Origin of the sequence: Blautia sp. TM10-2 (assembly GCF_003480845.1) — a bacterium.
Lineage (GTDB): Bacteria > Bacillota > Clostridia > Lachnospirales > Lachnospiraceae > Fusicatenibacter > Fusicatenibacter saccharivorans.
The window spans coordinates 48,719-61,789 of sequence record NZ_QUJZ01000008.1; the positions used below are offsets into that span (position 1 = coordinate 48,719).

Sequence of the window (13,071 nt, forward strand, 5' to 3'; positions counted from 1 at the left end):
ATGGAGCTGAAAAAATGGAGAAAAGGTATATCATCGGAATTGACCAGAGCACGCAGGGAACGAAAGCGCTGCTCTTTGACGGGGTGGGACATTTACTCCGCCGTACCGACCTGCCGCACCGGCAGATTGTCAATGAAAAGGGATGGGTGTCCCATGATCTGAATGAGATTTACCGGAATACCGTACAGACGGTAAAAATGCTGGTGGCAGAGTCCGGTGTTGCACCGGAAACAATCGCCGGAATCGGCATCAGCAATCAGCGTGAGACGACGGCGATCTGGGACAAGGCGACCGGGAAACCGCTGGAAGAGGCCATTGTATGGCAATGCGGACGCGCAAGCGGGATTGCGCAGGAGATTGCGGAGCAGGGGCACGCAGAGGAGATCCGCGAGGCGACGGGTCTGCAGCTTTCGGCTTATTTTCCTGCTGCAAAGATGGCGTGGCTGCTTCGAAACGGCGGAGAAGAAAGACAGAAACGTGCTGCAGACGGGGAGCTCTGCCTTGGCACCATCGACAGCTGGCTGGTTTACAAGCTGACGGGGGATCATGCATTTAAGACGGATTTTTCAAATGCGTCGAGAACGCAGTTGTTTAATCTGAAAACACTGGCGTGGGATGAGAAGATCTGCGAGATGTTCGGGATTCCGGCTTGTGCGCTGGCCAGGGTGTGTGATTCCGATGCGGTGTATGGAACCACGACGATGGAAGGATTGTTTTCCGAGCCGGTTCCGATCTGTGGTGTATTAGGCGACTCTCATGCGGCTCTGTTCGGACAGGGCTGTTTAAAACCGGGCATGATCAAGGCGACGTACGGAACGGGTTCTTCGCTGATGATGAACATTGGAGACAAGCCGATTCAGAGCAGCCACGGCGTTGTGACTTCGCTTGCGTGGGGAAGAGGCGGCAAGGTGGACTATGTGCTGGAAGGCAACCTGAACTACACCGGAGCTGTGATTACCTGGCTGAAGGATGACCTGAAGCTGATTTCTTCGGCAAAAGAGACGGAAGGACTGGCAGGGGAGGCAAATCCGGCAGACCGCACGTATCTGGTTCCGGCATTTACCGGGCTTGGCGCGCCGTACTGGGATGAGAAAGCAACGGCATCGATCAGCGGAATTACCCGCACCACAGGAAAAGCTGAGGTGGTAAAAGCGGCACTCGATTGCATTGCCTACCAGATCACCGACCTTGTCCGTGCGATGGAGCAGGATACCGGCATGCGGATCGAGGAACTCCGTGTAGACGGCGGCCCGACACGAAACGGATATCTGATGCAGTTCCAGAGTGATATTACGAATAAACGCGTAAATATTCCGGACGCGGAGGAGCTTTCCGGGATTGGAGCGGCTTATATGGCGGGTATTTCGGCAGGTGTGTATGATCTGGAGAAGCTCGCGGGAAATATGAAACGAAGTGTGTATGAACCGAAGATGGACGATGAAATCCGGGAGAAAAAATATGCCGGATGGAAAGCGGCGGTCGACGGGGTATTAAGTAAATAGGGGACGGACGGTGTAAAAGGCCTCCCGCCCCACAGAGCACAAGTCCCCGGACAGGCACTGTTTCGGAGGGCAAGAGGCTCTGTGCGGCGGGAGATTTTTTGCGCCTGACGGTGGGATGACGAAGGGGGGACGCGGGCATTACTGTGCACTCGGCAAATACGCGTTTGCGATAAGAAAACGAAGACGCATACGTGCGTGATTGAGAAATTTGAAAAATAAAATAATCTACAAACAAAAAGGAACGATTTGGATAGAACGTTCCTTTTTTGCATATAGAGAATAAATTGTACAGAAATAAAAGGCGCTGTATAAACAGCGCGTAATGCTGATAGAATGCGAGAAAACAGCAAGAAAAAGAGGATTAAACTTGTAGTTCAATGAAGAAAAAAATAGATGTGGTATAGTATCAAGAAAAAGGGATTTCGCATGAAGGAAATTTCAATAGAAGATGTATTAGAGCGTGTCTGAAAAATCATTTCCACAAACTGGGACTCGCAGCTTGCGAAAAGCCTTTTTCAGACACGCTCTAGAGTGTACATTATGCAAAAAAGGAGGGACAAGAGTTTGTCCGGTAAAAAACAGGAAGTATGGTAAGATAAGCTGGTAATGGAGAACGTATGCAGATTCGTATGGATGAAAAAGGGAGGATTCTGTTTATGGCTACTTACGTTATTTCTGATATTCACGGTGAGTATGAGAAATTTATGGAGCTGCTGGAAGAAATTGAGTTGAAAGATACAGATACGCTCTATGTTCTGGGTGATGTTTTAGACCGGGGTGAGCATCCGATTAAGGTGGTATTGAAACTGATGGAAATGCCGAATGCGTTCTGTATCGTGGGGAACCATGAGGTGATGGCGCTGGAATGTCTGCGGTTTCTCTGTCAGGAAATCACAGATCTTGCCATCGAGGAAGTGGATGCTGAACTGTTGGACAACCTGGTTCGCTGGAAGTATAACGGCGGTGATGCTACGATCCGGGAATTTCGGGCGCTGGATCCCGAGATGCGGGAGGAAGTACTGAATTTTCTGGAGGATTTCAGTCTGTATGAGGAGCTTACAGTGGGAGAAAAACAGTATCTGCTGGTGCATGGAGGGCTGGGGGGATTTACACCGGAAAAGAGGATCGAGGAATATTCCCTGCACGATCTTGTATGGGCCAGACCAGATTATCAGAAGGAATACTTTGCGGATACAAATCTGGTAACAGGACATACACCGACGCAGACGATTCCTGACAATGACAATCCCGGGTATATTTATAAAAAATATCACCACATTGCGATCGACTGCGGCGCATGCTTCCCGGGAGGGCGGCTGGCAGCAATCTGTCTGGAAACGGGGGAAGAGTTTTACAGTTCGGACAACAATGGGTGAAAGATTTTAGACGTTCCATGATGCCAGCATCAGAAGACCGGGATCCGGAACCAGCAGAACAAGCGGGAAGATTTTTGAAACAGGACATGCCAAAACACAAGCAGGAAAGCCGTTTTGGAAAAAATGAGCGGATAACGAAAGCTTTGAAGATTGCAGGAGCAGACATGAAAGCTGCGAAAGAAAAGGAGATTTTGGATGCACTATATTATTACCGATATACATAACGACAGCTGGCGGTTCATGAAATTGCTGGAAAAAATTGATCTCAAAGAGGAGGATCACCTGTATCTGCTTGGTGATTTGTTTGACCGCTGCATGGATCATCCAGACCCGGCGGGCGTGTATTTTCAGGTATTGAAGCTGGGGAAAAAATGTACTGTGATCCGCGGCAACCACGATCATTGGCTTGCCAATTACATTTTCCGCTATTACGGGATGGATGAGAGAGACCGCGTCCTCCTGCAGTCGTATCCGTACAATTCCTTCCATCTTTTACAGGAACGCCTGACGGAAGTTGATTTAAAGCAGCTCGCAGAGCGCATCCTTTCCTGGCCGGTACAGGTGGAAATCGAGGTGGACGGTCAGCCGTATCTGCTTGCCCATGCCTGTACGGCAGAACCGGGAAAATGGAAACTGGACAACTATTATCTGATGGGGGATTTGTGGTACAAGGTTTTTCTTCATGAGGGAGTGCATGGATATATTTCCGTCTGCGGCCATCAGAACATGGGAAATGGATCCATCTGGAAGAATAAAAAAGAAAACGTTTATCTGTGTGACTGCGGCTGCGGTTTTGAGAATGGAAGACTGGGATGCCTTTGCCTGGAAACGAAGGAAACTTTCTATGTATAAACAAACAGAGGAAAAGCAATGAAGCGATATATGATGTCAGATATTCACGGATTTCTGGAGGCATTCGAGGCAGCTCTGAAAAAAACAGACCTTTCGGGGAAAAACCAGCTGATTCTGTTGGGCGATTACATAGATTATGGGCCAGATGGCCGGGCGGTGCTGGAAAAAGTCAGGGCATTGCAGGAAAAATATAGTTCGGAAAAAGTCATTGCCCTGATGGGAAACCATGAAAAAGCACTGCTGGACTGGCTGGAAGAATATGCGGATGTCAACCGGCATATCGGCAGTGTGGAACAATATCGCAGCCGGGAATGGCTGGCATCGGATGCAGATGGAGACTATGAAACGCTGCACAGCTTTCTGAAAGAAGAACATTTTCAAGAGTTTCTGGAAAAAGAAGCACACCTCTCAGAGGATTCCAGAAATGCAGAAGCAGTACGGCTGATGCTCGAAGATGCGTGGGAACTGATTACCTGGATGTGCCATCTTCCTTATTTTTATGAAACAGAGCGCCAGATTCTGGTGCACGCCGGAATTGCCGAATGGGGCGGTAAAGACTGGCTGTGCGTGACCAGCAGGGAGCTGATGGTGGGGAAAAGAACGGTAAGCCGCGGAGCATTCCATAAGGATGTGATTGCAGGCCACATTTCCACGGCAAAAATCAGCGGAAACAGGACATATGACGGTATCTGGCACGACGGTCAGAGCCACTATTATCTCGATGGAACCACCTGGCGGAGCGGAAAAATTCCGGTGCTGGAATATGACAGTGAAACTGAAAAATACAGAGAAATATGGTGAGACACGTTGTAATGCAGTACAGTAAGATCACGGCAGGGCAGAAAAAGTGATTTAGTCAAATTAAGCAAGTGGTAAAGTGGATTGCGGATATCCGCTTTGAAAAGATACAGGATCGAAACAGAAGGGAGTACATCAGATGCATTTACCAATCAGTGTGACACAGGATGAATTATTAGAAGTTTTGCTTCAGGTTGCGCCGGTACGGCCGGTCTTTATCTGGGGTGCACCCGGCATCGGAAAATCCGCGTTAGTGGAAAAATTCGCAGACGAAGTCGGCCTGCCGTGCGTGTCGCTCCTCGGAAGCCAGCTCGCGCCGGAGGATATCATTGGCATTCCGCAGATCCGGGGCGAGACATCGGAATTCCTTCCGCCGAAAATGATCGCCAGAAAAGAGCCATATGTCCTGTTCCTGGACGAACTCAACGCCTGTACGCAGGAAGTGCAGAAAGCCTTCTATTCCCTGATCCATGAGCGGCGGATCGGAGAATACCATCTTCCGGAGGGAAGCATTGTGATCGGAGCAGGAAACCGTGCCGAGGACAGCGCGATCGTAAAAACGATGTCGTCCGCCCTTTTAAACCGTATGTTCCATGTGCAGCTGAAAGCGGATGTGGGACAGTGGATCAAGTGGGCGCAGGCAGAAGGACTCCATCCGTGGGTCATTGACTATATCATCCAGCGGCCGGATCACCTCTTTTCCGAACCGCCGAAAACCGAAGAACCGTTTTCCACCCCGCGTTCCTGGCACATGCTGAGCGATGCGTTGAAGGAATACCGGGCCGGGGAGCAGGATATTTCGCAGGAAACATTAAAAATGATGGCGTACGCCTGCCTCTTGGAACAGCATGCGGGGATGTTTCTTGCTTACACAAAAACACTGCGCAACACACATCTCTTGGATGACATTATCGCGCAGAAAGCAAAATGGCCGGACAAGCCGGAAAATCGGGATGTGCTGTATTTTCTCGCACAGTCCTTCCGCGCCAGACTGCTTGCAGAACTGCCGAAAAGCAAGCAGGGAATTTCCGGCGGCATGCTTTCCTTTGCGTACCGCGCCAAGGGCATGATCAAAGAACTCGCAGTCATCAATTTCGAAATCGCCCAGATGATCGTCGCAGCTGATGGGGCGGAGGCACTGCCGGACTGGTTTATGATGGAAATCATCCGTGATCTGCCGCGGCTCGTCGGATGAAAAAGGAAGGAGAAAAGGATGCCATACGTTCGAAGCAGGTATTACCGCGAAGAAGAAAAGCCGGCCGGGTACCGCAGAGTGGAGGCCGGCTTTGGTTTGCTGGAAAAAAATACACTGTTCCATCAACTGGATGGGTACATCACTGCAAAGCCCTCCCATCTGAATGCAAAAGGAAGTCTGGCCTGTGTTACGAAAGATGGAGATATCTACGTCAACATGCGGGCGAACCTGTCGCCGGAACAATGGTGCTATGTGATGGCACACAACCTTCTGCACCTGGCGTTCGGCCACTTTGACAAAGCGAGCATCCCTTCCGACTGCGAATTTGTCCCGGCACTCTGGAACAAAGCCTGTGATATCTACATCACCAGATTCCTTTATGACATCCGCCTCGGCGAGCCGATCTGCGCAGATCCGGCGGAAGCATATCCGATCAAACTGAACAGCGAGCAGAAAATTTATGAATATCTGTTGAAGCACCAGGATAATGGTGCGCAGATCTGCGGGACAAACTCTGAAAAATTAAAGGATATGATCGGGGTAGAACGGCCGATCGTTTATAAAAAGGGAGAAAGAAATGCATATGCTGAAAAATTTTCCTATGCAGTCACTCATTCCATCAAATCTGCACTCTGCGATGCGGGAGGATACGATCTTAAAACGAAAAAGAATACCGTCATTTCCAGAGCAGCAGAATGGTTCCTGTCCCATTATCCGCTGCTTGGAGGTCTTGCAGCTACATTTAAAATTGTGGAGGACATTGAAATGTGCCATCGGTATGAAATCCATATTGCAGCGGTTGACGCAGAGCAGGGAATCATTTATGCCAATCCGTCGTGCGGATTTTCGGAGGAAGAGTGGATTTTTGTTCTCGCGCATGAATATCTCCATGCCGGACTGCAGCACCAGAAACGGTGCAATGGGCGTGACTTCTTTCTGTGGAACATCGCCTGCGACTACGTCATCAACGACTGGCTGCACGAAATGGAGATCGGCAGAATGCCGCCGGATGGGCTGTTGTATGATGAAACACTTCACAACAAATCGGCAGAAAGTATCTATGATCTGATCGTGAAAGAGATCCGAAAGTACAAAAAGCTAAACACCTTCCGGGGCTTTGGCAGAGGTGATATGTTTAACGGAAACAGACCGCATTTTACTGGAAGAGAAAACGGGGTCAGCCTGGATGAACTGCTGAAAAATGCACTGCGGGAGGGATTGGATTACCATCAGGAGCACAATCGTGGTTTCCTGCCGGCCGGGCTGGTGCAGGAAATCAGGGCGCTTGCGATGCCGGTCATTCCCTGGGATGCCGCGCTGACGAAGTGGTTTGACGTACAGTTTCCACCGCTGGAAAAACACCGTACCTATGCGCGGCCGAGCAGACGGCAGGGTGCCACGCCGGACATTCCAAGACCAGGATATGCGTATTACGAGCAGGATCTGGAGAGCCGGACCTTCGGTGTGGTCGTGGACACGTCCGGTTCCATGAGTGCAAAACAGATCGGTATGGCACTTGGCTCCATCGCCAGCTATGCCGCGGCGAAAGATGTTCCGTTCGTGAGAATCATTTTCTGTGATGCCAAAGCGACGGATGCGGGATATCTGGCACCGGAAGATATTGCCGGACGGGTAAAAGTCACGGGACGAGGAGGAACCATACTGCAGCCGGGCGTGGATTGTCTGGAACAGGCGAACGATTTTCCAAAGGACGGGCCGATTCTGATTATTACGGACGGGGAGATTGAGAATGACCTGAAGGTAAGACGAGAGCATGCATTTCTGCTTCCGAGAGGAAACCGGCTGCCGTTCCGGGCACGGGGAGAAGTGTTTTATTTTCGGGAATAGTGCGGCGTAGTCTGTGTCTCTGCAAGAAGCGATAGCAGCGGCAGAGAAAGCGGACAGAATTTGCGGATGATGTTTTGCGATACTTTAGAGAACAGAAACAGAGAACACGAGAGGAGACGCTGAGAATGAGCATTGTCATTACAGGCGATACCCATGGCACCTTTGATATTGGAAAAGTTGTACGCTATTTTAACGAGCACGAAGACGAGTACACCCGGGATGACTATCTGATCATCTGCGGAGATGTCGGCATCTGCGGCTTTTCTGCAGCATACGAAGCGAATACGAGAGCCGTTTTCCGAAGTCTGCCGGTGACGACACTGTTTATCGACGGAAATCATGAGAACTTCGAACAGCTGAACTCCTACGCCGTGGAGCAGTGGAACGGCGGAAAGGTGCATATCATTGAGGACAACATGATCCATCTGATGCGCGGCCAGATCTTTACGATTGACGGGCTGAAATTCTTTACCTTCGGAGGTGCTTACAGCATCGACAAAATGTCCCGCGCGGAGGGAATTTCGTGGTTCCCGGAAGAAATTCCGTCACGGGAAGAGTACGAAGAAGGATGGAAAAATATGGAAAAAGAAGATTTTCAGGTGGACTACATACTGACCCACACAGCCCCAAGAGATGTGACCGCGGCAATGGGGTATGGAGAGCTGTCTGACGATGAGGTGGAACTTCGCCAGTACCTGCAGCGCGTGGCGGATGAGACAGAATTTCAGAAATGGTATTTCGGACACTTTCATGAAGATGCGGAAGTGGAAGAGGTGTTTGTGTGTCTGTATGATGAGGTTGTGGAGTTGAGTTAGGACAGGATCTTGTCCTGAAAAAAATAAGAAGCATGGTAAGATAAAATAGAAGCAGAGAACAGCCAGAAAATGCACGTCGAACCATAAAAATCTGCTTTGAAAAAAGAAAAGTTAATTGTGTTCTTCTGACGGGGCGTCCATGTGATCCAGCGCATACTCACACGCCTGAATCACAAAACTGGAAAAGGTAATGTCCTGGTCAGAATCGGAAATTGCCTGTTCGATCTGATCGATCAGGTGAATGGGGAAACGGATGGTTTTGTTTTCCGTTTCCTTGCGGTTGCCTTTTAACTGAAATGCCATATCAAACTCCATTCTGCTGCCGGAGAATATAAGAACGGAGCATGCTTCCGGATCTTATGTGGAAACTACGGGCAGCATAAAACATAACAAAGGTGTTTCAAAAAAAGTTCGACAAAAAATAAATTTTTCGAATCTGCGAAATCGAAAAATGAAGAAAAAGCTGTTTTGGGGACAGCTTATTTCAGTGCGCTTTTTTCTGGCTGTATTCTGATTTTAAAGAGTACTGGAAGCCCAGTCTGTTTTATTGTATTGCATAATGATAATGAAATATGCATTGCAAAATGCATGACAAAATATATTGCAAATAAAGGGAGGATGTATTACACTAAAAGAAATACAATAGAAGAAGGAGGAAAATGAAATGTTCGTTGCTCTGCTCGGCTAATGATTGAGATGTAGAGCAAGAAAAGCCGCCTTTCCATTGACGGAAGGCACCAGGGATCCTGAAGACAGCATAAGCGGCAGATATTCAGAGAAAAAGGATCGAAATTTTACATTTACGAGGGAGAAGACGTATGAAAGTGTGGAAGAAATTACAAGTTGTCTTTCTGGCACTGCTTTTATGCACCGGAATGATGACACAGCCTGCTCTTGCAGCATCGCTGCTTCAGGATGGAATCGAAGCAGCCTTGACAACAGACAAAGAAACTTACCAGCAGGGTGAAGAAATCAAAGTTACTTTAACTGTAACCAATACAAATGATACAGCAGTAACGAATCTGTCACTGGAAAATATTTTGCCGGAAAATTTTGTGCTGGCCGAAAATGCGGAGACAACAAAAAAGATGGAATCTCTGCAGGCTGGAGAAACCGTTACGTTGACAACGGTTTGTACGGTAAAAGCATCAGATGACAAGAAGGATGATGAAAATAAGGAAAATCCTTCTGGAGATGACAAAAAGAATCCGACAGATAATGAAAAGCCAGGAAATGGAAACGTAGCAAATGACACGAAGAATCCTGGTACGACAACGGGCAGCAAGGATTCCGGAACGACATTAACAAAAGATCAGGGAACTGGAAACGCAAAGCAAAATGGCCAGTCCTTAAAGGCTGAGAAACTGAAATCTGCACCGAAAATGGGTGACAACACCAAAATTATTGTTTGGGTTGTACTGCTGGTGCTGGCAGGAGCAGCCATTGTTGTTGCACTGAAGAAAAAAAACAGAAGAAATAAAATGTTGGCGTGGTTTCTGTGCCTGATTATGACGGGAAGTACTGTTGCAGGCGTATTTCCGGAACGGGCAAGAGCAGAAGCACAAAGTGTAAACATAGGAAAGGTCATGGAGCTTTCCAAGAATATTCTTGTGGATCAGACTACCGCGGAGCTGAAAGCAAAAGTTGAATATACCTACGTGAAGTCAGATGATCCATCGGACGATACCAAAACATATACACGCGGTGAGTGGGTGCAGATGCTCGCTGAAAAGGTTGAAATGAACCTGGATACAGATCCGGATTCCTTAAACCATTATTATGCGGATACGGCAGGAAATGCGTATGAAGCAGCAATCGAAATCGCAGAGAAATATGGAATCCTGCCGCCACCGGATATCGAAGATCTGGAGCAGGATATCCCGTTTTTCTATCCAGATGAACCGGCAACACGCGAATTTGCGGCTTATACGGCAGTACATGCAATGGGATTCAATGGAATACATTCGTATGATACGAACAGTTGGACGGACTGGGATAGTATTACATATCAAAATGAAGCAGCAATTGCAGTAGGGAAAGGATTTTTGGAATTAAATACAGAAAACCAGTTCCAGCCGCATGCGTTGCTTTCCAAGAAAGATGTTAAATCGATTTTCTATGAAATTGATGAAATCAGACAGGAAGACACAACAATTGGTGAAGAGCCGCATGATAATACACAGTACGTAGATGGTGTATTGAAAAAAGAACTGGAAAATATCACAGATTATACAGTTGTAGAGAATGCGGATGGAACCTATACAGTTACACTTCCGAAAACAACCGAGACAGAAAAAATCGGAGAAGGAAGTGTTATGATCCTTCCTGCGAATGAAGTTTATATTTCAGGTATCGCGCTCAAAGCAACTACGGTAACAGAGGATGGCGAGAAACTGATTCTGACATGCATAAAGCCAGAATTATGGGAAGTGGTCAGCAAAATTGATTTTGTCGGAGGCGGTACAGCACTTATCGGAGGAGCTGCTGACACGGATGAATACGGAATTGCAACACAGGCTAATATAGGAGCAGGTGGTGTTATTGATGTTGGCTACGAAAAGAATTTTGAATTTAATATTGGTTCGAATGATGAAGGAAAAGGAAAAATTGATTTTGAAATTCCTGAAATTCTGTGTGTTGTAAATGTTGACGTTGGAGTAAATGGTGTTTCGGTAAATGAACTTAAACTTGCTGTCACGGAAAATGCAAATGAAGATATTACGGCGGAAAAAGAATTTGCTGACAGTGGTCAGGTAGAATTAATGCGTTTTCCAATTACAATAGGGGCTACCGGTTTTACCTTTGATGTTGTACTTTTCTGTTCATACAAAGCAGATGGATCCTTACATATTTCATATAGCGTTGAATCAACACAGGGATTTGAATATAAAGATGGAACATGGAGAGGCATTTTCGATTTTCATCATGGTGTTGATACCCTTGAGGTAAAGGGAAATATGGAAGGCGGTATTGGCATAAAAGGTCTGTTGACTTTGTACAGTGTTTTTGATTTAGCAGGCTATTATGCAGATTTAGGCTTAGGCGTTGAGGCAGAATTTGCATACCATGATTTAGAAAATGGAAGTCTCGCATGCGAGGATATCAAGGTATATCCATACTCAACAAATGGACTCGATACAGATTCCCTGCTTGGAGATGTATTGAAGAAATATTTCGATTTTGATCTGGAATTCAAACCGCTTCAAAATGATGAAAACAACAACTTGAGAATAAAAATGCATAAGGAAAATGGAGTCCGCGTTGAAAAATGTACGTACGCCAGCGGCGGTATCACAGGATATGTTTACTCGGGCAAAACACGTTTGCCGATAGAAAACGCGAGAGTCAGAATTTCCAGAAAAGTCAGAGCAGGCAGCGGCAATGGTGGAAACAGCGTAGCCGGAGGCGGCAGTGGAGGCGGAAGCCATGGAGCCTGGAGCCTTGAAACAGAAGAAAATGAAATTGCTGTTTTTTCAGGAGGAGCTGGAGCCTGGAGAGAGGAAGGAACAGAAACAGAAAGAATTCTCTATACCGATGTGTTTGGCAAGTACAGCACCAAAAATCTGCAGGATGGAACTTATGAAATTACAGTATCCGCAACGTCTTATCAGACGTACAAGGTTGCGGAAGTTCTGGTTCAGAACAGTGAAATCAGATATGTAGAAGATATCTATATGGTGGAGCGCCATGATGATTTTAATACAGGCTCTGTAGAGGGAACGATAACCGATGCAGTCACGGGAGATGGTATTACAGAAACAGCCTACATTGTACGCAAAGGCTGGAACAATCAAACGGGTGATGCTGTGACAGAAGGAGTATTTGAAAATGCAGACTATACTCTTTCAATGGAAAATGGAAATTATACGCTTGAAATCAGCAAAGAAGGCTATGTGACGAATTACAAAAATATCACAGTAGCGGGAGACCAGATTGAAACAGCAAATATTGTTCTTGTACCGGGAGATGGGGACGGTGAAACCGCAGGAGAATTCCGCATCGTATTAACCTGGGGCGAAGAGCCGTGGGATCTGGATTCTCATCTTGCATGCTACTCGTCGGACAAACCGTATCATATCTGGTTCGGACAGACAGATTTCGAAGGAAATTCTGTTGGAAACTTAGACGTAGATGATACAAGTAGTTATGGTCCGGAAACCATTACAGTACGTAACGTAAAAGCAGACGAAAAGTTCAGCTATTTCGTACACGATTATACCAACAGTTACAGTGAAGTGGCCAATGAAATGTCTCTTTCCGGAGCAAAAGTTCAGGTTTACCTCGAAGGCAAAAACATTGTAACATACACGATTCCGACAAATCAGCCAGGAACCTTATGGCATGTTTTCGATTTCGATGGAGCGACCAAAACCATTAAATCTGTAAACACGCTTGAATATCAGAATGACCCATACACCATCGGCGGAATTGATCAGGAAATGGATGATGTGGATGACACAGAAGAGATTGAAATGTACGCTGGAAAGGTACGAAACAAAAAACAGCCAGAGCAGAAAGTGGTTGTTGAGGAAACTCCATTACCGGAAACAACATCAGAGAGCGTGATTTCAGAGTCGGAAGCAGAAAAACCTGGTGAAGCAGTATCCAAATCAGAATCAGAGCCAGATGATGAAAACGTGGCAGAAGATGAAACGGTAACTCCGTAATACAAAGAAGCTTAAAAT

At 47.0% G+C, this 13,071-nt stretch carries 10 protein-coding genes; 9 read left to right on the forward strand and 1 reads right to left on the reverse strand.

Going from position 1 to position 13,071, the window contains the following annotated elements:
- Nucleotides 1–14: 14 nt before the first annotated feature.
- The 8 genes from DXD92_RS09420 (at nt 15) to DXD92_RS09455 (ending at nt 8,386) form a co-directional block, all read left to right on the forward strand.
- Entirely contained in the window at nt 15–1,502 is a 1,488-nt protein-coding gene (locus DXD92_RS09420; protein WP_117509783.1) for an FGGY-family carbohydrate kinase, read from the forward strand.
- A gap of 474 nt (nt 1,503–1,976) precedes the next feature.
- Nucleotides 1,977–2,096, forward strand: a complete 120-nt coding sequence (locus DXD92_RS19675; protein WP_416388126.1) for a DUF6783 domain-containing protein — start codon at nt 1,977–1,979, stop codon at nt 2,094–2,096.
- A gap of 62 nt (nt 2,097–2,158) precedes the next feature.
- Nucleotides 2,159–2,878 (forward strand): metallophosphoesterase, encoded by a 720-nt coding sequence (locus tag DXD92_RS09425; protein WP_118640489.1) that lies wholly within the window; start codon nt 2,159–2,161, stop codon nt 2,876–2,878.
- Between the two features lie 195 nt (nt 2,879–3,073).
- Nucleotides 3,074–3,730 carry a metallophosphoesterase gene (locus DXD92_RS09435; RefSeq protein WP_118640458.1) on the forward strand — a complete coding sequence of 219 codons (657 nt, stop codon included), beginning with the start codon at nt 3,074–3,076 and terminating at the stop codon, nt 3,728–3,730.
- A gap of 18 nt (nt 3,731–3,748) precedes the next feature.
- Nucleotides 3,749–4,531 carry a metallophosphoesterase gene (locus DXD92_RS09440; RefSeq protein WP_118640459.1) on the forward strand — a complete coding sequence of 261 codons (783 nt, stop codon included), beginning with the start codon at nt 3,749–3,751 and terminating at the stop codon, nt 4,529–4,531.
- A gap of 136 nt (nt 4,532–4,667) precedes the next feature.
- Nucleotides 4,668–5,723 (forward strand): AAA family ATPase, encoded by a 1,056-nt coding sequence (locus tag DXD92_RS09445; RefSeq protein ID WP_118640460.1) that lies wholly within the window; start codon nt 4,668–4,670, stop codon nt 5,721–5,723.
- Nucleotides 5,724–5,741: 18 nt separating this feature from the next.
- Complete coding sequence (locus DXD92_RS09450) at nt 5,742–7,571, forward strand: vWA domain-containing protein (protein ID WP_118640461.1); 1,830 nt, start codon at nt 5,742–5,744, stop codon at nt 7,569–7,571.
- A gap of 125 nt (nt 7,572–7,696) precedes the next feature.
- Nucleotides 7,697–8,386, forward strand: coding sequence for a metallophosphoesterase family protein (locus tag DXD92_RS09455; protein ID WP_118640462.1), 690 nt, complete (start codon nt 7,697–7,699; stop codon nt 8,384–8,386).
- A gap of 111 nt (nt 8,387–8,497) precedes the next feature.
- Here the strand turns inward: DXD92_RS09455 and DXD92_RS09460 are convergent, their stop codons facing one another.
- Nucleotides 8,498–8,689 carry a YlcI/YnfO family protein gene (locus DXD92_RS09460; protein WP_055220177.1) on the reverse strand — a complete coding sequence of 64 codons (192 nt, stop codon included), beginning with the start codon at nt 8,687–8,689 and terminating at the stop codon, nt 8,498–8,500.
- Between the two features lie 515 nt (nt 8,690–9,204).
- Here DXD92_RS09460 and DXD92_RS09465 point away from each other — a divergent pair.
- The gene (locus tag DXD92_RS09465; RefSeq protein WP_118640463.1) at nt 9,205–13,053 is read left to right on the forward strand and encodes a PEGA domain-containing protein; all 3,849 of its coding nucleotides are present in this window, start codon (nt 9,205–9,207) and stop codon (nt 13,051–13,053) included.
- Nucleotides 13,054–13,071: the final 18 nt, after the last annotated feature.

What these genes read in the sequence shown, in the direction of transcription:
- DXD92_RS09420 (WP_117509783.1), top strand. Translation starts at nt 15, where the DNA reads ATGGAGAAAAGGTATATCATCGGAATTGACCAGAGCACGCAGGGAACG.
- DXD92_RS09425 (WP_118640489.1), top strand. Translation starts at nt 2,159, where the DNA reads ATGGCTACTTACGTTATTTCTGATATTCACGGTGAGTATGAGAAATTT.
- DXD92_RS09435 (WP_118640458.1), top strand. Translation starts at nt 3,074, where the DNA reads ATGCACTATATTATTACCGATATACATAACGACAGCTGGCGGTTCATG.
- DXD92_RS09440 (WP_118640459.1), top strand. Translation starts at nt 3,749, where the DNA reads ATGAAGCGATATATGATGTCAGATATTCACGGATTTCTGGAGGCATTC.
- DXD92_RS09445 (WP_118640460.1), top strand. Translation starts at nt 4,668, where the DNA reads ATGCATTTACCAATCAGTGTGACACAGGATGAATTATTAGAAGTTTTG.
- DXD92_RS09450 (WP_118640461.1), top strand. Translation starts at nt 5,742, where the DNA reads ATGCCATACGTTCGAAGCAGGTATTACCGCGAAGAAGAAAAGCCGGCC.
- DXD92_RS09455 (WP_118640462.1), top strand. Translation starts at nt 7,697, where the DNA reads ATGAGCATTGTCATTACAGGCGATACCCATGGCACCTTTGATATTGGA.
- DXD92_RS09460 (WP_055220177.1), bottom strand. Translation starts at nt 8,689, where the DNA reads ATGGCATTTCAGTTAAAAGGCAACCGCAAGGAAACGGAAAACAAAACC.
- DXD92_RS09465 (WP_118640463.1), top strand. Translation starts at nt 9,205, where the DNA reads ATGAAAGTGTGGAAGAAATTACAAGTTGTCTTTCTGGCACTGCTTTTA.